Here is a 23947-nt window from a genome sequence, read left to right as displayed (position 1 = left end):
AGGCGCTTAAGCCACTTGCACAGGGATGATATTGGCGGTGTCTTTTACCGTGTTGTCTTCGTTGCAGTAGACCAGTTTTGGCTGGTAGGTCGCAGCTTCTGCTTCATCAAAGTGCGCATAAGCACAGATAATAACGATATCGCCTAAGTCTGCCATATGAGCAGCCGCACCATTTAATGAGATGATACCAGAGCCTGCTTCGGCACGAATCGCATAAGTGCGAAAACGCTTGCCATTGGTGACATTATAGATGTCGATTGATTCGTTTTCGTGCAGACCGGCGAGGTCCAATAAATCACCATCGATACCGCATGAGCCTTCATAGTGCAGCTCGGCATGAGTGACGCGGGCACGGTGAAGTTTGCATTTGAGCATATTAAGTAGCATAAGGTGCTTCCTTAGTGAAACGAATATTAAAAACAGATTAAATGAGCGAAATCAAAAGGTTAATGGGGATGATTTTGCAAAAATAAAAGGCTGGCGCAATTTTATAGCATTATTCTGGTAATTTAAAGCTATTGATTTGTGAACGGGCTTTTTCGATATCGCCGCCCAACAGCAATGGCAACGCATCAAACGCGGCGCTCAGAGCACTGTCGATGGCAATTTGCTCATCAGGTGAGGCCTTTGAGAGGACATGTCCACTGACCTTCGATTTGTGACCTGGATGCCCGATACCGATACGCAGTCGATGAAAGTCGTTGCCGATATGCGGGGTGATATCGCGCAGACCGTTATGGCCGCCATGGCCGCCATTGGTTTTGAGCTTGATACTACCCGCTGGAATATCCAGCTCGTCGTGCGCGATCAACAGCTCATCGTTGTCGATGCCATAAAAGTTGACCATCGGAACCACTGATTGACCCGACTTGTTCATAAAGGTTGATGGCATCAGCAAGCGTACATCAGCGCCATGAATCTGTCCGCGTCCCGTTATCCCATGAAACTTTTTGTCAGGAGAAAGGGGGATGTTGAACTGCTGCGCCAAATGGTAGACAAACCAAAATCCTGCATTATGACGCGTAAACATATACTGCTGACCGGGATTACCAAGACCGACAATAAGCTTTATGGCCATAAAAACATCCTGCTTAAATGTGATAAATGAGCGTAAGGTTGGTCGTGCTGTCGTTTATGTCTGACAGCACTGTGATGCTTAAACCCTACTTACAAAAACAGCAGGAGATATACATCACCTGCTGTTTTTTTTGACGAAACGAACCTATCAGCAGGTCGACGGCATAGTGCCACGACCTAGCGGTCGTTTATTATTCGCCGTCTTCGTTTTCAGCGCCTTGCTCGGTCGCAGGTACATCAGCTGCATCAACTTCGTCAGCATCTTCGTCAACTTCTTCAACCGTTGGTGGCTGCATGTTAACGATAGTACGGTCGTGTGCATCTTCCATATCAAGTTCGAAGATGACAACGCCTTCTGGTAGTTTGATGTCTGATAGACGGAATAGATCGCCGATTTCCATGCCTGATACGTCAACTTCTAGGTATTCAGGTAGTTGTGATGGTAGGCAAACAATTTCGATGTCAGAGACTAGGGTAGACAAGATACCGCCAGCTTTTGTACCTGGTGCTTCTTCACGGCCAGTGAAATGCACAGGAACATTCATGTTGATCTTATGACCTTTTACAATGCGCTGGAAATCAGCATGCATTGGGAAGCCTTTAGCTGGATGGCGTTGTAGGTCTTTGATAACGACCTGATGCGCTTCGCCATCGACATTTAGCGTCAAGATGTGTGAGAAAAACGCTTCAAATTCAAGAGACTTAACCAGCTCATTGATTTTGATAGAAACCGCAGTTGGCTCTTCGTCACCACCATAGATGATAGCAGGTACTAGGTTCTGCTTACGTAGGCGGCGGCTCGCACCTTTACCTTGCTGTTCTGCAGAACGGGCAACTGCACTTAGTTCGAAATGATTAATACTCATGGATACAATCCTATAAAAAGATAAATGAAGTGTCTGGTCATAAAAAAGTGGATTTGCGACCAATCCACTAATACGTGATGAAAGCTCGATGACCGGTCATCAGTGATGCTGACAACCAAAAAACCGAGCAATATGTTTGCCGTCATCGTTTACTGACAAATATCAGCAAAAACCTATCTGGCAAACGTGATCAGCACTTTTAAAGATGCCAACCATCAAAGATCACACAAACGGTCGGCACAGGCGCGCATTATACGTGGTTTTGTAGCAATAATAAAGACCTACGCAAAATGCGAACATAAAAAACAGCGCCATATCATCAAATATGGCGCTGTTTTTTTTATATCAGGTGTCCGTGTAGCTGTATGTGCAAACCGCCACTGATACACAAGTCGTTAGGCGTCAAACATGGCGCTGATAGACTCTTCGTTATTGATGCGGCGTAAGCTCTCAGCGAGCATCGGTGCGATACTGACTTGGCGGATTTTGCTACAAGATTGAGCAGCAGGAGACAATGGAATGGTATCAGTCACGACCACTTCATCTAGGGCTGACTCAGAGATGTTTTTTAGCGCATTACCCGATAGTACAGGGTGGGTGATGTAAGCCAATACGCGGCGCGCGCCGTTTTCTTTTAATGCTTCAGCGGCTTTGCATAGGGTGCCTGCGGTATCGACCATATCATCAACGATGACGCAGTCACGATCACGCACATCACCGATGATGTGCATCACTTGCGACTCATTGGCACGGGCACGGCGTTTATCGATAATCGCCATGTCGGTGTCGCCCAATTGTTTGGCCATCGCACGAGCACGTACCACACCACCAACGTCAGGTGATACCACCATGATGTTGTCGTAGTCTTGTTTTTGTAGGTCATTTAACAGGACAGGGGTGCCGTAGATGTTGTCGACAGGGATGTCAAAGAAACCCTGAATCTGATCTGAGTGCAAATCTACGGTCATGACGCGGTCGATACTGACGATATTTAGCATATCGGCGACGACTTTGGCTGAGATAGGGACGCGAGCTGAGCGTGGACGACGGTCTTGACGGGCATAACCAAAGTACGGCATCACTGCTGTGATACGGCCCGCACTAGAGCGACGGAGCGCATCCGCCATCATCATAATTTCCATCAAATTGTCGTTGGTCGGTGCACAAGTCGGCTGCATGATAAATACGTCTTTACCGCGCACGTGCTCTTTGATTTCCACGGCAATTTCGCCATCAGAAAAACGCGTGATGTCAGCTTTACCAAGAGGAATGTGTAGGTGGTCGGCGACGGTTTTCGCAAGTTCTGGATGGGCGTTGCCCGTAAAAATTGCCAAATAAGGCATGACTGAAGTCCTATTTATTGACTCAAGCAGCGACCACTAAGCAGTGTCTAACTGCCCAAATAAAGAAAAGAGTGGTGAAAGTAATTATAGACTATTAAGATAGTAAAAAATGGCAGGGGTAGCTGGACTCGAACCAACGGATGTCAGGATCAAAACCTGATGCCTTACCAACTTGGCTATACCCCTGTAATGTCTAGGCAGGAAGAGCGCTGAATGCTAACAAAGTATTAGCTAGGCGTCGCTACCTATCAACCGTCTAAAACGGTGTTCCCTAGCGGTGTTCATTGCGAACTATACCGAAATTGGGAAGGTGTTGTCAATTGCTATCACTAGCAATCCAAACTAAAAATGGCAGGGGTAGCTGGACTCGAACCAACGGATGTCAGGATCAAAACCTGATGCCTTACCAACTTGGCTATACCCCTATTGTGGCGACCTATTATAAGTAAATTTTTAGATTTTGCAAGTCATTTGCGCCTTTTTCTGGTATTTATTCAAAGTTTTTGCACTCGATTTTTTTATATAGTCGATTCCAAATAACACAGATACATTATATTTCAACGTGAAGCGGGTATAAATTTTTCTGACGTGCTGTTGTGATACTTTTTTTAAATACAGTTACGTAGTCTCCATCGGCGTAGCGCGAAAGGAGCATCTATATCAGCCGCCCTAGTGTGTATAGGAAAGCCGCCGCTTTTGGGACGCAGTCTGTACTCTGATATAGTCGATACACTCTAAAAATGTCATAGCGCTACTGGGATGAATTTTGCGCAGCCTCTGGGAACGCAGCACGCAAGTAAAATTTATACCAGTAGCGCGTTTAAATCCATAACAGTTTTACATTCAGCTAACTATAGCGCCATTATAAGTTATCTACCAAGTAAGCAGGACAAGGCGCCTCTTCAACCCATTTTGCCAATAGATTTTTATCATTGGCAATACTGACATCCAATGGCAAAAACACCGCACTACCAGAGCCGGTCATTCGTGCTATGCCCAGTGCTTGCGATTCTAACCCTTTTAAGTAATCTAAAGCCTCTGCAACCGCAGGAGCGAGGCTGGTGACTACTGGCGTAAAGACATTGTAATAAGGCGTATTCAAATTTTGAACATAATCATTGGATTGATTTTTAATCGTATCAATCGACAGAGAATTGATATCTCGCCGTAGTTTGGGGTGGGCGAATAGTTTGGCAGTATTGACATGCGCCTCAGGCGTTAAGACTAAATACTGCTGGTCAGGCAAATTGATGGCAGTTAATTTTTCACCAATACCCATCGCAATCGCATCTTGACCAAAAATAAAGATGGGTACGTCTGCGCCTACTGTCGCACCGATGCCTATCATCTCATCTTGGGAGAAACCAAACGCCCATATCTCATTAAGTGCCAGCAGTGTCGTTGCGGCATTAGAGGAGCCACCGCCCAGCCCTGCGCCCATGGGTAAGTGTTTGTCCAGCTCAATCGTCACTGGCGTAAGCTGCTTGGGTAGCTTGTTTGACGCTATGGCCGCGGCCAATAAAGCGCGCGCCGCTTTAAAAATTAAGTTGTCTTCTATATTAGTCGTGATTGTCTCTGCACCCTCTAATACCAATAGCTGATGACAGAGGGTATCGGCATCTGCTTCGCCATCAGCCGTTGGTATCACAGCACCATCCATGAGTGAAAAATGCAAATAATCGCCCCAATCGAGCAAGCGAAATACGGTTTGCAAATCATGATAGCCATCAGTACGCTTGCCTGTAATGTGCAAAAATAGATTGATTTTTGCAGGTGAGAGACGAGTCATCGTAGAAGCAGATGATGCTGCTATATTTTCAATCATATGTCTTCAGTCATGTTTTTTCATCATAAGGTACAGTCATAAAAAACTATCTTAATGAGCCATGATAGCTTTTAAAAGGCGATCCGTTGTTGATACCTGATGGATTAATGATTAATCGTCATGACAACCTTGTTGCCTTGTGGCTGCACTGCGCTGATTTTGGAAGGTCGTTTGTCTGAGCCTTTATAGGTAAAGCTAGCTGTCCACTCACCATTGACCGAGCTTATCAGGCGGTTCTGAGCATCCATTTGTGGAGCGCTATCTGAGGGCGCTGGGCTACCAGAGATCCAATAAGGCATTTGCGAGATAGGCGCTTGCCAGCCAGTGGCTTTTTGTAATAGTTCCTCAGGATCATCGGCGGTCAAAGTACCGGTTTTTTCGCTGACCAAGGTGGCCGTCTGACCATCGTATTCGATATTGGTTTTGCCAATACCGAGCGCGCCGATGAGTTCAATAGCAAAACGATCGTTTTCTTGTCCCCACGCATAAAACGCACTACCGCCTTGGGTACCAGACGAGTCGTTAGCAGGTGTTGTCACGCCAATCTTACCTGTGATGTTAAAGCTCTCTAGCTTTTTGGGCTGATCTGCGTTTTGAGCTTGTATCATGGTACCTGATTGATGGCTAGTATTGGCAGTCTTTAGAGACTGACAGCCAGAGGTGATGGCAAGGGTAGCCGCCATCGCTGTCAGCAGGGTCAGCTTTTGCGATTTAGCTTTAGACTGAAACTTAGATTCGCACTTGGATTTAGATTTAAACTTGGCAGAGAGCTGAAAAAAAAGGGTGGCAACTGGCATAAAACATCCTCAAAACAAACAAATTTGCAAAAATAATAATTTTGATCAAAGGCTAGCTTAAGCGCTATTTGTTACTCGCTTATACGCGGCTGTTAGCTTCTTATAAGTGCCTTGTAACCGGTACCCGCACCCCGCTTTTGCACACACCCTAATACAGTTGTATGCGGTCGCTGATATTATGCTGACCAAATGAAAAGCGCTTCTGCAAGTCGGCAAGCAAAGCCTCGACTTTGGCGTTATCGCCCAGGCCTTGATAGGCACGTAGCAACAGCGTGCCTGAGCGTAAGGTCGGAAAGACATCATAAGGCGTCTGTAGATAGTCGATGACTTGCTGATAGCGTTGGTTGGTCAAGGCGTTACTTGCCAATATGTTGAGCGCTTGCAAGTGCAGCTCGTTGTCGTAGCGCGGATCATCATAACGAATTTGGATGATGTCGGTCGCCAAGGCCAAGCCTTGCTCAGAGTTTGGCTCATTGGCCAAGAGCAGCTGGGCATAACTTAGCCGATAGGCCAGATTGCTCGGATCGAGCGCGCGTAGATGATTGAGCAAGGTGCGTTTGACGATATAGTCGTTTTTATCATCGAGGAGCTGAGCGCGAGCAAACAATAGCATCTCATTGTCAGGGTATTTACGCGCTGCCCGAGTCAACAGCCGTAGCGCTTCATCCGGCTCGTTTTGTTGCCATAAAATATCGGCCTGCATGACATAAGTGTCAGGGGCAAAGACGCTAAATTGTTTGCGTAGTTTTTCTAAGGTGCTGATGGCGGCAGCGACATCGTCATCAAGTAGCTCAAACGCCACTACCTTTCGACGTGCCTCCAATACCAAGTCCTCTTGCATCACTGCATTGAGATAGTGTTTGGCTTGCTCAAAGCGCTGCTGACGCTCAGCACTGATGCCCAGATAATAATAGGCCCGATCGAGATAGGCCGGAGATTTGGCGAGTATATTTAGCAGCTCATCAGCGCTGCGGTACTCTTCGACATCCAGACTGACCAAGGCGGCAAGCAAGGTAATCTCCGCATCCTCACGAAAACGCTCGTGCGCTTGTAGTAATAATTGCCACGCCTCTTGGCTTTGTTTTAAGTCCAGTAAATAGCGAATCTCGTATAGGTACAGACTCTTGCTATCAGGGTTGCGCAAGCGCGCTTGGCTAAGGTAATTGACCACGGTTTCGGCGGTGACGATTTTGCGTAAGATATCTGCCTTTAGGGTAATAAATGGCACATAGTCAGGCTGGCGTGCCAGCGCACGGTTGATATGTACAATAGCAATCTCAGGCTCATTAAATTGATAGAGCAGGCCTGCTTTTAGTACCGATAATGACGCATTTTGCGTGCTATCGAGCGGCTGAAGCGCGGCGAGTAGATCGCGTTTGTCAGCATCGGTATTGGGATAGATACCGATTAATATCTCGCTTAAGTCGGCGCGTGGATCGTAGCGTAAGATGCGGTTTAGTGTCTCGCCTGCCAAGACGTAATCGTGTGCGCGCAGTGCCAAATGTGCGACATAAAACCAAGCAGGCACGTGATCGGGGTTTTGCTCTTGCCACGTTTTGGCAAACTGTAACGAGTCGCCCACACTCTCATTTTGTAAAGACAGGCTCAGCGCCCGCTCAAAGACAGCGGTGGCATCTTTTTTGAATGACTGCTGTTTATAGATGGCGACGGCGCGTTGTTTGTCATCGCGATCAGCGGCAAACTCTGCTGCCAAAAGCGCGTACAAGCTTGGCTCGCTTAGCTCAGGCTGCCAGATACTAGCAGGAGCCAAGCGCTGCACATCGACAGTCTCTGGCAGTCTTTCACCGGCGCTGGGTGTCGCTGCGCTCGTAAGCGTGCTGGCGCTGTTTTGCCGGTTTTCTGCCTTCGCTGGGGTATCGATAGCACTGGCGTGCACAGGGGCAGATAGGCACAGACAAACAGCCAACGATAGCGTTAGTCGATAGCGTTGGCACAAGCGCTCTATAATGAGGTTTAATAAAGCGCGTAGGCTCAATCGCTCATCAAGTGCTGGCGGTGCCCGAAATAATGACCCAAAAAAAATCATAAATAGCTGTGTTCGCCCGATAGTGACTGCCTAATCCATAGGTAGCGTTTAATAAGGAGTGGTTCGTCAGGTTAAGGTGCGTTTTCAATGATAATGGCTGAGATGAAAACTTAGGGTAACACTCAGATGAAAGCGCCTGTCAAACATTATAAGAGTAGAATGACAAGATAAACAATAGCAGCCGTGTTACTCATATCTGAGCAATCATCATTCTATTGATAGGCTATGACTGATACTTGTTTTAAGCATAAGTTATTTTGCTAGAACTTTTATACAAATAGCTATGCTGACCAGAATACTGTGGAAATATAACAAGTTAGGCGACACTAAGCGAATGATTTATGGTGATCTTAGCGACTATTTGCCAAAACACATCCATTGATTTTATCAATCATATCGGTAGTTGATTTGTTACATTTGCGACCAGATACAGAGATATCGCTATCATAGATGGGTGAGTGTTAATTAACGCCAGCAATAATGATATAATAAGCGGTTTTTAGGGTCTTCCTTTCAGCGCTGTCGTCAAAAACTGTCTTTTAAAAATAATAAGATAGCGTGAGTGGGCAGCTAGGCGTCATGTTTATGGTCTATCGATAATGAGATTAGTGGTCATTGGGGTCAATCACAAAACCGCACCAGTCGCTCTACGAGAGCGCTTGGCGCTTGTTGGTGACGATGTGAATGTCGCACTCGAGCAGTTACAGGCCTTTACCGATGGCAGCGTGATCGTCTCGACCTGTAACCGTACCGAGATTTATGCACTGGTACCGCAGCCTGTAGAAAGCGAGCCTGCCCAGTCTGCAACCAACGCCACCACGACCACCAGCACCACTCTATCGGCCGCCGCCATCAGCGCTCATATCATTAAGATAAAAACATGGCTAGCTGAGTTTAAGCAGCTGCCACTGGCCGAGATTGAGCCTCATCTATACGTGCACCGTGATACCCATGCTCTGACGCATTGGCTGCGAGTGGCCGCAGGTTTGGACTCGATGATCTTGGGTGAGCCGCAAATCCTTGGTCAAATCAAGCGCGCCGTCCATTTGGCACAAGAACAAAAAGCCTTGAGTAATCAGCTCGGCTGGATTGTCGATCAAGTCTTTGCCGCGGCCAAACGCGTGCGAAATGAGACCAAAGTAGGCGCGCAAGCGGTATCGCTTAGCTTTGCTGCGGCCAAACTGGTCACGCAGATATTTGATGATTTGCCCAGTCGGACGCTATTGGTCGTTGCCGCAGGAGAGATGAACCGCTTGGTGGCGACGCATATCGCAGGGCTGGGTGTGGGGCGAGTGATTATCTGTAATCGCAATCCTGAGCGCGCCGAAGCCTTGGCGGCCGAATTGCGTCATCCCAATCGCCGCGTCGAGGTCAGAGCACTTGCAGAGCTGCCGCAAGTGCTGGGCGAGGCCGATATTGTCAGTAGCTGTAGTGGCAGTATGGATGTACTCATCGATAAAACCATGACGCTACAGGCACTCAAGCGCCGTCGTTATCAGCCGATGCTGATGATCGACTTGGCAGTACCGCGCGACATCGACTCGACCATCAGCCGTATCGATGATGTATATCTGTACTCGGTCGATGATTTGCAGCATGTGATCGCAGGCAATATCGAGCAGCGCAGGCAGGCAGCTGTCGATGCCGAGTTGCTGGTCAGTCAGCTGGTCGTTGAGATGGATCGCCGTTTTCAGGTCCGTCAAGTTGGCAAAGACATCCAGCAGTATCGTGCCCGTACTCATGATCAGGTGGACAAGCTGCTACAGGCTTCTATCGCCAAGCTACAGCAAGACAATGCCGATCCCGAAGATATCCTCACCGAGCTGTCACGTCGCCTTACCCAAACGCTGACCCACGCACCATCCAAGCTCATGCGCAAAGCCGCCCGCCAAGGCGACAGTGAGCTGCTAGATTTTGTGGTCTCTGGACTCCAAGACGCCCACCGCCGCCGCTAAATGTCTTACTCGCCCGTTCACTAAACACGGGTTGGTTTTTTGGTAGATTACCCCCTATAATCAATGGGGCGAAAAACACAGGTTATACCCATCCAAAAATCCGACAACGAGCAAGGAGCATCCCATGACTGCCTTACGTCAAGATATTGATCCAAATGGCCTACTAGAATACTCCGTGGTTTATACTGACCGCGCCCTAAACCATATGTCAGAAGTCTTTCAGCAAGTCATGAACGACTTATCGAGCGACCTAAAATCTGTCTATAACGCCGATGCGGTCGCCATCGTTCCTGGCTCGGGTACTTATGGCATGGAAGCGGTAGCCAATCAGCTGGCCAAAGATCAAGACTGCTTGATCATTCGTAACGGTATGTTTAGTTATCGCTGGACGCAAATTTTAGAAAAAGGCAATCTTGCCAAATCCTCTACGGTATTAAACGCCCAGCGCGAAGATAGCGACGCGCCAAAGCCGTTTGCTCCTGTCGCGATCGAAGATGCAGTCGCTAAAATTAAAGAGACCAAGCCTGCCATGGTATTTGCCCCGCACGTTGAAACCTCAGCCGGTATGATTCTGCCTAATGACTATATCAAAGCTTTGAGCGAGGCCACTCATAGCGTTGGCGGCTTATTGGTCATTGACTGTATCGCCTCAGGTTGTGTCTGGCTCGATATGAAAGACTTGGGCATCGACGTGTTGATCAGTGCGCCGCAAAAAGGCTGGAGTAGTACCCCTTGCGCAGGGCTTGTGATGATGAGCGATGCGGCCGTCCAGCGCGTAGAAAATACAGAATCTAATAGCTTTAGTCTGGACTTAAAGAAGTGGTTAGAGATTATGCGCGCTTATGAGAATGGCGGTCACGCTTATCATGCGACAATGCCAACCGATAGCTTGCGCCAGTTCCGCGACACCGTCAATGAAGCCAAAAAGATCGGTTTTGATAAACTATGCGATGCGCAGTGGCAGCTGGGTAAGCGCATTCGTCAAGTGCTCGAAGCCAAAGGGATTGCGAGCGTGGCAGCAGAAGGCTACCAAGCACCAGGCGTGGTGGTATGCTACACCGACCGTGATGATATGCATAAAGGCGCGGCGTTTGCGGCGGCTGGCGTACAGATTGCCGCTGGCGTGCCTTTGAAAGTAGGCGAGCCTGATAGCTTCAAAACGTTCCGCGTAGGACTATTTGGTCTCGATAAGTTAACCGATATCGACGGTGCGGTTCAGCGTTTTGAAAGCGCTCTTGAGCAAGTATTAGCAGAGCAGTCTGCTTAATAGCTACTTTGGCGCTTACAGGCTTCATATTGGAGAATATAACCGTCAATAACTCAAGCACTTAAAAATACTGAGCCTGTTAATGCAGTCGCTCAGTATTTTTTTAGCTATTTATTATATTTTAATATATAATGTTTTTATATAAAACAAAGTAGCTTTTGGATCTCTCATTATGGGTATACAAATAGATTGGCTGGCCTTTACGCCGATATCCTTGGTCGGCGGTCTCATATTAGGCGTAGCGACGGTTATCTTACTCTTAGGTATTGGCCGTATAGCTGGTATTAGCGGTATTACTTCAAGCCTGCTAAAGCCAAAGCGCGTCGAGATGTGGCAAGTACTGTTTATTGCAGGTTTAGTTCTCTCGCCTTTACTTTATAGTGTGTTCAGACCTTTACCTGATATAGAGGTTACGACCTCTTTACCGCTGCTGATTGCAGCAGGGTTGTTAGTCGGCTTTGGTACGCGCTTAGGCTCAGGTTGCACGAGTGGTCACGGCATCTGCGGTAATGCGCGCTTGTCGCCGCGCTCAATGGTAGCCACAGCGACTTTTATGGCGTTCGGCATCATCACCGTGTTTATCGGCCGGCAAGTATTGGGCTTGATTTAAATGGCTGCTATGGCTAGAGGTTTTGAGAAAAAGAAAATAAATAGTGAGAATGAACTATGCTAAAAAATATCATCGGCTTACAAACAGGACTGCTGTTTGGCTTAGGACTGCTGATATCAGGTATGACCGATCCGGTTAAGGTGCAAGGGTTTTTGGACGTATTTGGCGCGTGGGATATCTCACTGGCCTTAGTGATGGGCGGCGGCCTTGCTGTCGCTATCGTTGGGGTGCAATGGGCTCGGCGGCAGCGCAAGAGTTGGGTAGGCGATGAGATTGAGATGCCGACCAAAACTAAGGTTACCAGCAAGCTTGTCATCGGCGCGATGCTGTTTGGTATCGGTTGGGGCCTTGTCGGTATCTGTCCTGGGCCTGGTGTCGTACTATTAGGCACGGGGCAATGGCAGGCCTATGTGTTTATTCCTGCGATGCTAGTTGGGATGCTGGTATTTCAGTGGCTTGAGCCAAAGATGAATTGATAGTTGCGCTTGGTAATATCGCAATCTGTTGATAATAAAAAGCTCAGCCTAAGACAATTAGGGCGTGTCCCTAATTCAAGCGTTTATGACTAAATGGGCTAAAAATTGCTAAATCTTTGGCAAACGATGTCAAATAGCTGGTCAATATCTTGATATTACCTGCGCTATTTTCCTTGTTTGCCTGCGATTTATCTCATTTTTATCACCATTTTTAAAATAGGGACACGCCCTGGGCTGAGCTTTATTATTTAGTGTTAATAAGTACTTATCACTAATAAATACTTAGCATCAATAAGTATTCTGCATAGCGCTACTCGGAAGCCGTGACTTTTGGTGTCTCATGGGCTAATGACTTGGCCGCTTGGCGCAGCTCAAACTTTTGTACTTTGCCGGTACTGGTCTTAGGTATTTCAGCAAAGATAATATACTTGGGTACTTTAAAGCCTGCTAAATGCTGCTTGCAGTGTGCCATGACAGTGTCGCGCTGTAAGGTGCTGCCCTCGTGGATCTCGATAAAGGCCACGGGCACTTCGCCCCATTTGTCGTGCGGTGCGGCGACGACGGCGCAGCTTTGGACGGCAGGTAGTTTGTATAAGACGTTTTCGACCTCGATACTTGAGATATTCTCGCCGCCTGAGATGATGATGTCTTTTAGCCTATCCATAATCTTGATATAGCCATCAGGGTATTTGACCCCCAAGTCACCGGTGCGAAACCAGCCGTCTTTTAGCGCTTCATCAGTGGCTTTACGGCTTTTTAGATAGCCTTTCATTACCATGTTACCACGCAGTGCCAGCTCGCCCATCTCCTCGCCATCAGCGGCAACCGGCTGAGTCGTGCCTTGTTTAAAGACCTCAAAGCCTGTCATTAAGTGTGAAACCACGCCTTGACGCGATTTTTTTTGCGCGCGTTCAGCGACGTCCAAGTCTTGCCATTCAGGCTGCTCAGCGCAGACGGTGACGGGTCCATAGACTTCGGTCAAGCCATAAACATGGGTGATATCAAAATCCATCGCCTCCATTGCCGTCAGCGTCGTCTCTGATGGCGGCGCGCCAGCGACCCAGCCTTTGACCTTATGATCAATCGCGTCTTTGTACTCTTGTTTACCGCCCGCTATCATATTATGCACCACAGGCGCCGCGCAGTAATGAGTGACCTTGTGCTTAGCGATTAATTGCAAAATCAGCTCGGCATCAATCTGGCGTAAGCAGACATTGACGCCTGCGCGCTCGGCGATCGTCCACGGAAAGCACCAGCCGTTGCAGTGAAATAGGGGCAGTGTCCATAGATACATCGGGTGCTTGGGCATGTCCCAATCTAGAATATTGGATACGGCGTTTAGCGTGGCACCGCGATGATGGTAGACCACGCCCTTTGGTTTACCAGTTGTGCCAGAAGTATAGTTGAGCGCGATAGCTTCCCATTCATCCTCGGGTTTTTCCCAATTATCCAAATCATCTGAGCTGGCAATCAATTCCTCGTAAGTCATTTTGCCAAAATCTTCTACCTCAATGGCTGCATCTGTGGCATGAATGACGATCAGATTAGGAAAAGTCTCGTCGATGATCTCGGCATGTTCAGCAAACTCACTGTCCAAGATCAATACTTTGGCTTCTGAATGCTGCAAACAAAAGCTAAGCGCATTGATATCGAGCCGAGTATTCAACGTACAAAGCACACCGCCCGACATCGGCACCCCAAAAGCAGCCTCAACCATAGCAGGGGTATTAGGCAGCATGACGGCTACGGTGTCGTTTTTATCGATACCCAGTTTGCGCAGGCCATCTGATAACTGACGGCAACGTTCAAAAGTTTTGCTCCAACTCTGGATGAGATTATTATGCTGAAGATCATCGTAGATAATGGCGGCTTTGTCAGGATATACTTGCGCGCTACGAATAATAAAGTCGATAGGGGTAAGTGGTTGATAGTTAGCAGGATTTTTACCAAGGCCAGTATGGAAATCAGTCATAGTGATAGTCCTTTATCTTATTTCGGGTTTTACTATAATTTAAATACACTTTGATGATGGTTTTGCTTTACCAATTCAGCAAATGTTTCAATTAAAAGCGTATTCATTATAGCCAAAGACAGCGCAAAAGTCGGTTAGATTTGTAAGAGTCGTTTAAGAGAAACGCTGAATAGAATTGAATATAAATGATAAATAACTTGTGTTCACTCATCAGTCGTTTGTCTGCATAGCTGACGACAAAGCGGTTGTGTTACGATAGCAGCCATATAAGGTTTAGCTATTTTGCACTATGAACCTCTCATCAACCTGAATTTACAAGGATCGTCACATGAGCGCTAGCAGCACTGAGAATCGCAAAGCCAGCAGCAATAACACCATCAATACTGCTCAAAGCAATGAGCACTACCCGCATCTTTTTGAGCCGCTAGACTTAGGCTTTACCACACTCAAAAACCGCTTAGTCATGGGCTCTATGCATACCGGTTTAGAAGATCGCTTTTACAATTATGGCAAGCTTGCTGCTTATTTTGAAGAGCGTGCAAAGGGCGGCGTGGCGATGATGATCACAGGTGGTATCTCGCCCAATCGTGAAGGCTGGCTGCTCCCTGCTGGCGGTACCATGAATACTAAAATGGACGTTATCAACCATCAACGCGTCACCCGCGCCGTACACAAACACGATAGCAAAATCATCATGCAAATCTTGCATAGTGGTCGCTATGGCTACCATCCGTTTATCGTCTCCTCCAGCCCAATCAAATCACCCATCACGCCGTTTAAACCGCGCAAAATGACTATCAAAAACATTGAGCAGACGGTCGAGGACTACGCACGCTCTGCCAAACTGGCCAAGCAAGCGGGTTATGATGGCGTTGAGATCATGGGCTCTGAGGGCTACTTACTCAATCAGTTTTTATCACGCCATGTCAATCAGCGCAGCGATCAATATGGCGGCGATATCAATGGCCGGATGAAGTTTGCCGTCGATGTGGTCAAAGCCGTACGTAAAGCGGTGGGCGCAGACTTTATCATTCTGTTCCGTTTGTCAGTGATTGACTTGGTCAAAGACGGCAACGTCATGGACGAGGTCATCACTGTCGCCAAAGCGCTAGAAGAAGCTGGCGTCACCATTATGAATACTGGCATTGGCTGGCATGAAGCACGCGTCCCGACGATTGTCACCAGCGTGCCACGCGCCGCTTTTGTCGACTTTACCGCTGAGATCAAAAAACATATCAGTATCCCGATGATGGCGGCCAACCGTATCAACATGCCAGAGACGGCAGAGGATATCGTCGCCAGTGGTCAAGCGGATATGATTCAGATGGCGCGTCCGTTCCTCGCTGACGCGCACTGGGTCAACAAAGCCAAAAATGGTCAAGCCGATCGCATCAATACCTGTATCGCCTGTAACCAAGCCTGTCTCGACCATACGTTCGAGAATAAACGCTCGACTTGCCTTGTTAATCCGCAAGCCTGCTACGAGACGGAATTGGTCTACAAAAAAACCAAAAACCCACAAAAAGTCGCGGTCGTCGGTGGCGGCGTCGCTGGTATGTCAGCGGCTCATGTCGCGGCATTGCGTGGGCATGATGTGACATTGTTTGAAGCCAAAGACGTCTTAGGCGGTCAGTTTAACTATGCCAAAGTCATCCCAGGTAAAGAAGAGTTCTTTGAAACCATTCGCTACTATATTAATGAGCTTGAGCACTTAGGCGTTGAGATTAAACTCAATACCAAAGTCGATAAAGCGATGCTTGAAGATGGTAAATTCCAGCATGTGGTTGTCGCCACGGGCGTCGTACCAAGAAGCCTTGAGGGCAAATTAGAAGGCGCGGATCTACCGCAAGTCATCAGCTACGCAGAATTACTCTCTGGTGAAAAATCAGTCGGCGATACGGTGGCAGTCATCGGTGCTGGCGGTATTGGCTTCGATGTCAGCGAATATCTGACGGCCAATCATGGTCAGCCATTGGATGAGCTCGGCCCTGAGACCTTAAAAGACCCAAGCTACCGCCCTGAGCCGCAGTCTATTAGCGAGTGGCGCGCAGAGTGGGGCGTCACTGACGATCCTAACTATCAAAGCGATGGCGGTTTAATCCGTCCTGAAGGCATCAAGCCGATTCGCCAAGTGTATCTGATGCAGCGCACCAAAGGCCGCTTAGGCGCAGGCCTCAATAAAACCTCTGGCTGGGTGCATCGTGCCCATATCAAGTCGCACGGCGTCATTCAAGTGGCAGGCGTTCAGTACGAAAAAATCACTAACGAGGGCATTTGGGTCACCAATCCGCAAGGCCAAAGCCAGCTGCTACGTGTCGATAGCGTGGTCGTCTGTGCCGGTCAAGAGTCAGTGGTTGAGCTGATGCCAAACGTTGGCGATGCGCCAGACGCGCAGTATCATCTGATTGGCGGGGCGAAACTCGCTGCTGAGCTGGACGCCAAACGCGCCATTCGTGATGGCGCTGAGGTTGCGGCGAGTATTTAAAGGTTTAATTTTTGAATTAAAGTTTTAAATTAAAAGAACGGTAGGGGAGGGATCTCCTGCCGTTTTTTACTTCGTAAACTGTGACCCTTTTTAATTCTATAGGGGTTCTTCGATATCACCTAATGTGAGTCCAGTTTCTTGTGTGCTATAAATAATGATACCTTTATCGTCGATTTTACCATTCATAACCAATCTACCGATGCGATTACTAGCTTGTTGATTGCCTTGATCGGCTGCCTTTTGATACCACTCAAAAGCTTTATCATAATCTTGCGGCACACCATAACCGTATTCGTAAAAATTACCAATATTATTTTGAGCGTCAAAAGATCCATTGTTAGCTGCTAATAGATACCACTGCATTGCTTTTTGATAATCTTGCTCAATACCAATACCCTAATGATACATAATCCCGAGATTGAATTGAGCATCAGTGTATCCTTGGTTAGCAGCTTGTTGAAGCCATTCAAGTTTTTTTATCTCATCTTGTTCAACAGCAATACCTTCATGATACATAACTCCAAGATCGAATTGAGCATTGGCATATCCTTGGTTGGCGGCTTGTTCAATCCACTCAAATGCTTTTTGATAGTTTTGCTCTACGCCCAAACCTTCATAATACATAATACCTAGATAATGTTTAGCAGGTGCGTAGCCTTGATCGGCAGCTTTTTGAAATAATTCAAAAGCTTTGTCATCATCTTCAGGGACTGAGTCACCCTCATAATTGGCAAGACCAAGCTCGTATATTTCAGCAGGGGTGCTTTGATTAGATAATATAGGTGTATTTGATGATTCTGCTGAGCAAGCAGCAGTTATCAAACTACTGGATAGCACTGTCGCTAGCAATATAGATTGAGTTAAGGTATAGAATTTTTTTTGATACATTTAATTTTTCTTGTCACTCAGGTGTATAAGGATAGTCAAATTTTCTTTGAAAACTTATAAAGTGTTCTTCCTTGTCATCCAAGCCTCCGATTGAAACTACTAATAATTGCTTATCTAACTTGGAGTAAATAGTCTGTTTTAAATTGATGTTATCAGAGTTTAAGCATACCTTCTGACCATTTTTTAAGGAAAAATAATCTTTATTTACAGGTTTAATTTGTATTTTGACATGACTACTTACTTCTGCGTTCGGGTCTAATATAACAAGCTCTTCCATTTTGATATAATTAAAGTTTATAGGATTATCCATGACAGTGGCAGAGCTAAATATTGGCATAAAACATAGGTCACCTTTACTGTTTTTCGATATATCAACACTGCCTTCAATAGGAGGCCTATGTGTAGGATAATCTTGAAAACATCCAGAAATACTAAGCGATATCAACAAAATGTTTAAGCTTAAAAAGTAAGATAAAAGATGGGGCTGTAGTAGATAAGGATTAAATATCACACCATTTTCTCAAGGTTTTCAGCTGATTAGAATGTGTCCAAGCGCGCTGCAATGCCGTCTTGACTGTATTTTGCGCCCGTCAAAGCTGCTTTTAACACATCAATCAGCTCGACGTTGAGCGCATCAGAAAAGATGGTCGATTAAGTAGTGATAGACCTTGTTCCACGACATCACGTCCAACACTGTGACGCAGCCCTCAGATATCGCGCCGACATTTACATAGCGGTTATTATCGCCATAATGTATCGGAAACCAAACTTGATGGCATTTGAGTTTGGAATGGATAAACCTATCGCTATACAAGATCGAACTATTCTACAGGTTGATTTGGACTAACTTGCTTATAAGTTTTACCTTCTGGTAAGGGTATGCAATTGACTTCTTTTTGAGACTCAGTAGGTTTACAGTATCTCATCGTCTTAGTATATTGATATACCCTATCATAGACATGCTCACCTTCTGCTAGTGGCGTAAGGTATACACTACCCATATTTATTGACACTGGTGTATTGATATCCAAAGCTGGCGTAAGTAAAGCTATGCCATCCACGTTAAATAAGCGACGCTGATATCCGTCGCCTTCAATCATGATATCAGCGTATTCATAAATGAATTGCAGCTGTTCTCTATCGCGTCTATGTCTTTTATCATCTGAGACGACCATAGGCGGCAAGGTAAACTTACCTGTACTATCAGAAGTTGTTTGATGTTCATCCGTTAAGTAAATACTTACATCAGTAACAGGCTGCTGAGTTTCACTGTCTAGCAATTGACCTGAAAGTGCTGGGGTGACGTAGTAATCAGTAGGCTCTGGTATCAAGCAAGCACTTAATGGAACCGTTAGCACACCGATGAAGGCAAATAGTTTATAAGGCTTCATTTGTAACTCCATCTGGTAGTGGCATGCAATTGACATCTTTTTGAGACTCATTAGGCTGACAAAATGTCATGTCATCAATGTACTCATCTTCAACATCGTTAATATCCACACCTTCTGGTAGCGGCTCTAAAAACACCTTACCCAAATGAATATGATATGGTACTTCTTCGGTATACTTTACTTCTAAAAATTTGAAGCCAGAATTGCTAAAGACTTTTCTTCTATAGCCTTCTTTATATAAATCCAAACCACCTTCAGTCATGAGGTTTATCCCCCTGCCAGTATCAGAGGTGGTATAATCCTCTTTATAAGAAGGTAGTCTAAAGTACCCATTATGATCAGTCATTGTTGTATCTGCACTGGTTTGTAAAAGAGAAACGTTTTCTATGGGCTTATTGGTGGTTTTATCCAAGACTTGCCCAGTAATAATTGGGGAGGCATAGCCATAGATGTCTTGTCCTGCTGAGCAGCTTAAAATACACAAAGAAACAAAAGTGCCAATAATTAAACTGCTTGATGTCCTAAATATGCTCATAAACGTGCTACCTTTTTATAAAGTAAGTTGCGATATCGCTAATAATCCAAGTACATCTTCTTCACTAGCGACCACTTTATCGTCATAATCCCGTGGATTCTGTTCAGCATATTTCATTAAATCATACTCACTACCTGTAGCAGTGTATGTGCCATTCACTGCTTGTAAGATAGTAGACGAGCCTTTATGAGTTTTGGAATAATGCTGCCCGCCATTGGCCAGTAATATCTCATGACCTATTTCATGTGCAAATACTCTTTTGAAAATCTTATCAGCGCTACTTTTCTGCCGAAATCTCCATACTTGCTTACCGTGCGAATCAGTGAGTAGCAAATATCCAACATTATAATAAGTCATCCTTGATGCTTCCCAGTATCTAGAGCGTCCAGGTACACTATTGGTATTAAAGATAATATTCATTTTAGGCATGCTATTACGATCAGTAATCTCACACTTGGTAGATACTTGAAACTTCTCTCCATGAACATCGATATCAAGTCGTTTATTTTTAATTGTATTGTGCTGACGGCTCCAGTAGCGGCTGACGCCTTGCTTAACCAAACTCTCAACCTCACTGTTGGTCAAATAATCAGACATCTTATCCCTAAAGATTATAGGTCTATTGAGTTGATTTTGAGTTTGATTGCTAACTACCCTGTCAGGCACTATATCCCACTTCAATTCAGATATACTGACTCTGAGATTTGCAACTATGCGCTTTGCTTGTCTATCTATACTAATATCTATCCAATCTTGTTTTTTAAACTTAAATACAACTTTTTCTATATCGCTAGCTATAGTATTGCTACTCAAATCTGTAGCAGATACTTTTAGATCGACGCCAGCTAATAGAGCCTTGCTAGCATAGATATCACCAATAAAGCCATCCCACTCTAACGTAACAATATCATCTTTATTAAAAGTGCCAGATTTGGATGCTAGGGGCGTTGGTGTCCCTGATACATCCAGCTTGAAGTTTTTGAATGAACCACTCTGCACTTTGACTTTGATATATATTTTGTCATATTTATCAGAAGCTGCATTTCTTGATGATTGTCCATGAGGCCCTACATGGTTACGTGCTTTAATACCATAAGGAGAAAACAAGTTATTATTTAAATATACATCCTCAATACTAAAGTAATGACCACTATCACTTCCTTGATTTACATCACCATAAGTCGCCATGTATTGCTCAGGTTGTTCAACTCCCATTACATCAAAATCCGACTCTGCAAAAGCCTGTTGAACAGCAATCAGCTTAGCGCCGCAGCTCGTTATATCACCATCACGTGCCACAGGTGCGCCATCAATAACAAAGCTTGGGTCGCCTGTGACAATCGTGACGACTTTTTTGCATTTCTTGCACTGTACTTTGTCACCTTTACGCGCTACAGGAATACCATTAACCAATGTGTGTGCAGAACCCGTAATGACTGTGCCGCCATGATCCGTTTTTGCACCTACCGTAATATATGCAGCCATGTATAACTTCCAATGTATGCTATGGTTGATGACAAAAAAATATCGCGAGTATCAATAAACGCGATATCTTTATATCAAACTTAAGTCTGCTTGTTATTGTAATGGATATTAATATCTTAGTATACAAAAGTTCTAAATATTATTGATTGGATGAGAGGTTTTGAATAAGAACACGCTGAATGTTTATAAAAACTTGCATCTATCACCAGTCACCCAACCACTTCCCCAATCATCCACTCCTTAACATCACTCACTTGCGCGGCGAATTCAGGATGCGCTTTTGCTAATGTATCCAAACGCGCTGTAATGCCGTCTTGGCTGTATTTTGCGCCCGTCAAAGCCGCTTTTAACGCATCAATCAGCTCGACGTTTAGCGCATCAGAAAAGATAATCACCTCGCTAATCTGCGCCTGCGTCACGTCCAGATGCATATCCATCATGCCCCAATCAAAGCGCGTCTCAATATGGTGGGTAAATTCAGGCGTCTTACCAAAGCGCCAGTTCCAGTCCGCCATCTGCTCGTAATAGGCGTTTAACGAAGGTTCTTTTGCTAGGGTGTCTCTGTCTAGTTCCTCTACGGGCGTAGTATCGTCATAAGTAGTATCGTCATAATCAGTGTCTCGATAGTATTCACAAAACGATTCGATAATGGCATCGGATAAAGTTTCGTGATTGATATCTTCATTAAACTCAACCAGATTGGCCACGCGAGAGCGCACGGATTTGATGCCTTTGGCTTGCAATTTGAGCGGATGCGGATTGAGATAATCGCCGAGTTTTTGTATGTTAGCGTTCACGAGTAGTGTCCCATGATGAAAGCTACGGTCAGATGCATGCTTAAAGGCGCTGCCTGATATTTTTTTATCGCCGACTTGCATGTCATTACGTCCGGACTGCTCAGCATCGATACCGAGTTTTTTTAGCGCATTGACGATAATAGTGAAGTTAGCATCTTGGTCGTAGTCGGCCTTGGGTGATAAAAAGGTAAAGTTGGTATTGCCCAAATCATGAAACACCGCGCCGCCGCCGCTTTGCCGCCGTGCCAAAAATACATCGTCGGCTTCCATCTTATCGATTTTGCATTCTACCCACGGATTTTGTGAGCGTCCGATGACCACGGTCTCGCTATTGCGCCATAGGAAAAGCGTGTGCGACTCAGGATCAAGGGTATTAAATATCCAGTCTTCGGTGGCGAGGTTAAACCACGGGTTGGTGACGGCGGATTTTAAGATGCGTAGTTTCATTTTTTGTCCTTTTTCAATTATTTGACAGCAGTATGAAATTTAATCACGATTAAAGTGAACTTATGTCTCTAATTAGATTGTTTTGTTAATCTACATAGGTATAATGTTGCTACAATATTACAATTAATATTAAGCTTTATTTTGTCATTAGCTTTAACAATCCGCATTCCATTTAGGACATTAGACCATGAATTCGTTATTATCATTTGATTCTTTCATTACACCCAGAGTTATAACTATTATATATTGGCTATCGCTATTTGCCGTTTTTGTTGGCGGTATTAGTGTGATGTTCTCAGGTATGGGTGCAGCAGGATTTTTTGCAGGGTTAATGGTTATGGTGTTCGGTGCAATCTCTGTCAGAGTGTATTGCGAGCTTATTATGGTTATATTCCGCAATAATAAATACTTAAAGACAATCAGTGAAAAGAGTCAACTGTAAGTAAGCGATTGAAAAAATGTTTGGTCTTAACGAGCTGTGCCTATGTATAGTGAGTTCAGTATAAAAACGATACAGTGGGACTGGGATGAGTTTTACTTTACTAGAAGCGGTCTTGGTTTGTGTTTGCTATAGGTGATAAAAAGCTGAACCTAAGCTCAGCCTGTGATTAAACATTCGGTCTTTTAGGCCACGCGAGATAATAATTACTCAGAGCAAATCTCCCACTGCGAGGTTGTGCTCAAATAACATTGTAGAACCTCTTTACCCGACTCTGCATATGTTTGACTGACTACTTTTTTGCTAGATGGCGCGCGATATCTGATGACAGCGGGCTCATCATTGACGGTGGTCGTCCATCCGATATGATTGCCATTGTCATCATAATCTGCACTGTTCGAGGTCGCCATTTTACCGAATCCTGGCAAATTGTAGTCAACTTGCCTAAAGGCGTAGCTCATCGCTGCGCCTTCGGCACCGTCATACTGGCAGGTGAGCTTTTTTTTGTAATTTATCTTGTTTATAGACATAGCAAGTGGTGTCACCCGAAAACTGTCCAACGCCGCAAAAACCGGCTGTTGCTACTGACATAGCACCGATAAACAAAGCTATTTTTCTCATTAATGTGCTCCTCAAATAGTGATAATAAGATTAAAACTGAATGTCTTTTAGCTGTCCTTTAAATAGCAAAAATAAATTCGCTTACCAGTAAAATACTAGGGCGTGTCCCTAATTTAGTAAACAAATTTTTATAAATATAGCATTTAAAAGTCTTTTATGGGTAATTTTCTTGCGCTAAATGTTGATAGCTATCAGATATTAATTTTATCGCCAATATCCGGTAGCAATTCATCGATTTGATGTTGATGAAATACTTTGGCGCCGCGCGATACTGTGGCGATACCGAATCTCTCGTTGCGTCACTTCTTGCTGTAGTAGCGCAAAGATAGTTAAGCGATTACCAAGCTCAGCTTGCTCTTTTTCGGTCAATAGCGCTTTAAGTATCTCTGATAAATGGGCTTTGTCATTGGTCTGAGTCAGTAGCGCTAATAAGTAGTCATAAGCTTTATTAGAATGACTGTCTTGTTTGGCCATTTTATTCTCCTTTTGCCTCAATCAATAAAGGCGAAATACGTTCATTATTCTATTTGTGAGCACTGCTTTATTAGCAGAGCAGTAATGCTTGACCTGCCATAAAACTTAGCCTAAAATCTGTTTCAATGCACTAGAACATAATAACAAATT

General features: G+C 45.3%; 22 protein-coding genes, 2 tRNA genes and 1 pseudogene. 6 read left to right on the top strand and 19 right to left on the bottom strand.

From position 1 onward, the window contains the following. Positions 1–6: 6 nt before the first annotated feature. The 9 genes from panD to JMX98_RS02520 form a co-directional block, all read right to left on the bottom strand. Positions 7–387 carry an aspartate 1-decarboxylase gene (gene panD / locus JMX98_RS02560; protein WP_201584429.1) on the bottom strand — a complete coding sequence of 127 codons (381 nt, stop codon included), beginning with the start codon at positions 385–387 and terminating at the stop codon, positions 7–9. A 109-nt stretch (positions 388–496) separates the two neighbouring features. Beyond that, positions 497–1078 (bottom strand): aminoacyl-tRNA hydrolase, encoded by a 582-nt coding sequence (gene pth, locus JMX98_RS02555; protein WP_201584426.1) that lies wholly within the window; start codon positions 1076–1078, stop codon positions 497–499. Between the two features lie 190 nt (positions 1079–1268). Further along, positions 1269–1943, bottom strand: a complete 675-nt coding sequence (locus JMX98_RS02550) for a 50S ribosomal protein L25/general stress protein Ctc (RefSeq protein ID WP_201584423.1) — start codon at positions 1941–1943, stop codon at positions 1269–1271. Positions 1944–2338: 395 nt separating this feature from the next. Continuing rightward, entirely contained in the window at positions 2339–3286 is a 948-nt protein-coding gene (locus JMX98_RS02545) for a ribose-phosphate pyrophosphokinase (RefSeq protein WP_058367921.1), read from the bottom strand. Positions 3287–3396: 110 nt separating this feature from the next. Then, positions 3397–3472, bottom strand: a tRNA-Gln gene (locus JMX98_RS02540). A gap of 163 nt (positions 3473–3635) precedes the next feature. Then, positions 3636–3711 (bottom strand) — tRNA-Gln (locus JMX98_RS02535). Positions 3712–4148: 437 nt separating this feature from the next. Next, positions 4149–5111, bottom strand: a complete 963-nt coding sequence (gene ispE, locus JMX98_RS02530) for a 4-(cytidine 5'-diphospho)-2-C-methyl-D-erythritol kinase (RefSeq protein ID WP_201584420.1) — start codon at positions 5109–5111, stop codon at positions 4149–4151. 104 nt (positions 5112–5215) lie between these two features. Continuing rightward, positions 5216–5908: a lipoprotein insertase outer membrane protein LolB gene (lolB, locus tag JMX98_RS02525; protein WP_201584417.1), complete on the bottom strand. Its 693-nt coding sequence runs from the start codon at positions 5906–5908 to the stop codon at positions 5216–5218. Positions 5909–6056: 148 nt separating this feature from the next. After that, positions 6057–7955 carry a tetratricopeptide repeat protein gene (locus JMX98_RS02520; protein WP_201584414.1) on the bottom strand — a complete coding sequence of 633 codons (1899 nt, stop codon included), beginning with the start codon at positions 7953–7955 and terminating at the stop codon, positions 6057–6059. 599 nt (positions 7956–8554) lie between these two features. Here JMX98_RS02520 and hemA point away from each other — a divergent pair. The 4 genes from hemA (at position 8555) to JMX98_RS02500 (ending at position 12263) form a co-directional block, all read left to right on the top strand. Then, on the top strand, positions 8555–9910 hold the full coding sequence (gene hemA, locus JMX98_RS02515; RefSeq protein WP_201584411.1) for a glutamyl-tRNA reductase: 1356 nt from the start codon (positions 8555–8557) through the stop codon (positions 9908–9910). A 124-nt stretch (positions 9911–10034) separates the two neighbouring features. Further along, positions 10035–11177 carry an aminotransferase class V-fold PLP-dependent enzyme gene (locus tag JMX98_RS02510; RefSeq protein ID WP_201584408.1) on the top strand — a complete coding sequence of 381 codons (1143 nt, stop codon included), beginning with the start codon at positions 10035–10037 and terminating at the stop codon, positions 11175–11177. Between the two features lie 172 nt (positions 11178–11349). Continuing rightward, positions 11350–11787, top strand: a complete 438-nt coding sequence (locus tag JMX98_RS02505) for a YeeE/YedE family protein (RefSeq protein WP_201584405.1) — start codon at positions 11350–11352, stop codon at positions 11785–11787. A 56-nt stretch (positions 11788–11843) separates the two neighbouring features. Further along, positions 11844–12263 carry a DUF6691 family protein gene (locus JMX98_RS02500; protein ID WP_201584402.1) on the top strand — a complete coding sequence of 140 codons (420 nt, stop codon included), beginning with the start codon at positions 11844–11846 and terminating at the stop codon, positions 12261–12263. A 310-nt stretch (positions 12264–12573) separates the two neighbouring features. Here the strand turns inward: JMX98_RS02500 and JMX98_RS02495 are convergent, their stop codons facing one another. Then, on the bottom strand, positions 12574–14235 hold the full coding sequence (locus JMX98_RS02495; protein WP_201584399.1) for an AMP-binding protein: 1662 nt from the start codon (positions 14233–14235) through the stop codon (positions 12574–12576). Positions 14236–14563: 328 nt separating this feature from the next. Between JMX98_RS02495 and JMX98_RS02490 the strand changes: the two genes are divergently transcribed. Beyond that, positions 14564–16720, top strand: a complete 2157-nt coding sequence (locus JMX98_RS02490) for an NADPH-dependent 2,4-dienoyl-CoA reductase (protein ID WP_227679976.1) — start codon at positions 14564–14566, stop codon at positions 16718–16720. A gap of 96 nt (positions 16721–16816) precedes the next feature. Here JMX98_RS02490 and JMX98_RS02480 read toward each other — a convergent pair. The 7 genes and pseudogenes from JMX98_RS02480 to JMX98_RS02450 form a co-directional block, all read right to left on the bottom strand. Then, positions 16817–17608: pseudogene (locus JMX98_RS02480) on the bottom strand (tetratricopeptide repeat protein). Positions 17609–17621: 13 nt separating this feature from the next. Continuing rightward, entirely contained in the window at positions 17622–17945 is a 324-nt protein-coding gene (locus tag JMX98_RS02475) for a hypothetical protein (protein WP_201584393.1), read from the bottom strand. Positions 17946–18145: 200 nt separating this feature from the next. Beyond that, entirely contained in the window at positions 18146–18253 is a 108-nt protein-coding gene (locus tag JMX98_RS02470) for a hypothetical protein (protein ID WP_201584548.1), read from the bottom strand. A 176-nt stretch (positions 18254–18429) separates the two neighbouring features. Further along, the gene (locus JMX98_RS02465) at positions 18430–18999 is read right to left on the bottom strand and encodes a hypothetical protein (protein WP_201584390.1); all 570 of its coding nucleotides are present in this window, start codon (positions 18997–18999) and stop codon (positions 18430–18432) included. Further along, a complete protein-coding gene (locus JMX98_RS02460; protein WP_201584387.1) occupies positions 18986–19534 on the bottom strand; it encodes a hypothetical protein in 549 nt (182 codons plus the stop codon). The genes JMX98_RS02465 and JMX98_RS02460 overlap by 14 nt, the downstream gene beginning before the upstream one ends. Before the next feature lie 15 nt (positions 19535–19549). After that, entirely contained in the window at positions 19550–21019 is a 1470-nt protein-coding gene (locus JMX98_RS02455) for a PAAR domain-containing protein (protein ID WP_201584384.1), read from the bottom strand. 209 nt (positions 21020–21228) lie between these two features. After that, entirely contained in the window at positions 21229–22263 is a 1035-nt protein-coding gene (locus JMX98_RS02450) for a lipoate--protein ligase (RefSeq protein ID WP_201584383.1), read from the bottom strand. Positions 22264–22450: 187 nt separating this feature from the next. Between JMX98_RS02450 and JMX98_RS02445 the strand changes: the two genes are divergently transcribed. Further along, positions 22451–22705 carry a DUF4282 domain-containing protein gene (locus JMX98_RS02445; protein ID WP_100748766.1) on the top strand — a complete coding sequence of 85 codons (255 nt, stop codon included), beginning with the start codon at positions 22451–22453 and terminating at the stop codon, positions 22703–22705. Between the two features lie 203 nt (positions 22706–22908). Here the strand turns inward: JMX98_RS02445 and JMX98_RS02440 are convergent, their stop codons facing one another. Both JMX98_RS02440 and JMX98_RS02435 read right to left on the bottom strand, forming a co-directional pair. Then, the gene (locus JMX98_RS02440; protein ID WP_201584380.1) at positions 22909–23232 is read right to left on the bottom strand and encodes a hypothetical protein; all 324 of its coding nucleotides are present in this window, start codon (positions 23230–23232) and stop codon (positions 22909–22911) included. Between the two features lie 319 nt (positions 23233–23551). Then, on the bottom strand, positions 23552–23797 hold the full coding sequence (locus tag JMX98_RS02435; protein ID WP_320157758.1) for a Trp family transcriptional regulator: 246 nt from the start codon (positions 23795–23797) through the stop codon (positions 23552–23554). Positions 23798–23947: the final 150 nt, after the last annotated feature.

This window comes from Psychrobacter sp. HII-4, from assembly GCF_904846595.1.
In the GTDB taxonomy this organism is placed as follows: Bacteria; Pseudomonadota; Gammaproteobacteria; order Pseudomonadales; family Moraxellaceae; genus Psychrobacter; species Psychrobacter celer.
The sequence above is the reverse complement of the archived record's forward strand: the minus strand, read 5'-3'. Positions and strand labels throughout refer to the sequence as shown.

Bases quoted from the DNA above. Each gene is read 5' to 3' on its own strand.
- JMX98_RS02475 (WP_201584393.1), bottom strand. From the start codon at position 17,945: ATGCCAATATTTAGCTCTGCCACTGTCATGGATAATCCTATAAACTTT.
- JMX98_RS02545 (WP_058367921.1), bottom strand. From the start codon at position 3,286: ATGCCTTATTTGGCAATTTTTACGGGCAACGCCCATCCAGAACTTGCG.
- JMX98_RS02495 (WP_201584399.1), bottom strand. From the start codon at position 14,235: ATGACTGATTTCCATACTGGCCTTGGTAAAAATCCTGCTAACTATCAA.
- JMX98_RS02460 (WP_201584387.1), bottom strand. From the start codon at position 19,534: ATGAGCATATTTAGGACATCAAGCAGTTTAATTATTGGCACTTTTGTT.
- JMX98_RS02505 (WP_201584405.1), top strand. From the start codon at position 11,350: ATGGGTATACAAATAGATTGGCTGGCCTTTACGCCGATATCCTTGGTC.
- hemA (WP_201584411.1), top strand. From the start codon at position 8,555: ATGAGATTAGTGGTCATTGGGGTCAATCACAAAACCGCACCAGTCGCT.
- JMX98_RS02520 (WP_201584414.1), bottom strand. From the start codon at position 7,955: ATGATTTTTTTTGGGTCATTATTTCGGGCACCGCCAGCACTTGATGAG.
- ispE (WP_201584420.1), bottom strand. From the start codon at position 5,111: ATGATTGAAAATATAGCAGCATCATCTGCTTCTACGATGACTCGTCTC.
- JMX98_RS02490 (WP_227679976.1), top strand. From the start codon at position 14,564: ATGAGCGCTAGCAGCACTGAGAATCGCAAAGCCAGCAGCAATAACACC.
- JMX98_RS02440 (WP_201584380.1), bottom strand. From the start codon at position 23,232: ATGTCTATAAACAAGATAAATTACAAAAAAAAGCTCACCTGCCAGTAT.
- lolB (WP_201584417.1), bottom strand. From the start codon at position 5,908: ATGCCAGTTGCCACCCTTTTTTTTCAGCTCTCTGCCAAGTTTAAATCT.
- JMX98_RS02465 (WP_201584390.1), bottom strand. From the start codon at position 18,999: ATGAAGCCTTATAAACTATTTGCCTTCATCGGTGTGCTAACGGTTCCA.
- pth (WP_201584426.1), bottom strand. From the start codon at position 1,078: ATGGCCATAAAGCTTATTGTCGGTCTTGGTAATCCCGGTCAGCAGTAT.
- panD (WP_201584429.1), bottom strand. From the start codon at position 387: ATGCTACTTAATATGCTCAAATGCAAACTTCACCGTGCCCGCGTCACT.
- JMX98_RS02500 (WP_201584402.1), top strand. From the start codon at position 11,844: ATGCTAAAAAATATCATCGGCTTACAAACAGGACTGCTGTTTGGCTTA.
- JMX98_RS02435 (WP_320157758.1), bottom strand. From the start codon at position 23,797: ATGGCCAAACAAGACAGTCATTCTAATAAAGCTTATGACTACTTATTA.
- JMX98_RS02450 (WP_201584383.1), bottom strand. From the start codon at position 22,263: ATGAAACTACGCATCTTAAAATCCGCCGTCACCAACCCGTGGTTTAAC.
- JMX98_RS02550 (WP_201584423.1), bottom strand. From the start codon at position 1,943: ATGAGTATTAATCATTTCGAACTAAGTGCAGTTGCCCGTTCTGCAGAA.
- JMX98_RS02510 (WP_201584408.1), top strand. From the start codon at position 10,035: ATGACTGCCTTACGTCAAGATATTGATCCAAATGGCCTACTAGAATAC.
- JMX98_RS02445 (WP_100748766.1), top strand. From the start codon at position 22,451: ATGAATTCGTTATTATCATTTGATTCTTTCATTACACCCAGAGTTATA.
- JMX98_RS02455 (WP_201584384.1), bottom strand. From the start codon at position 21,019: ATGGCTGCATATATTACGGTAGGTGCAAAAACGGATCATGGCGGCACA.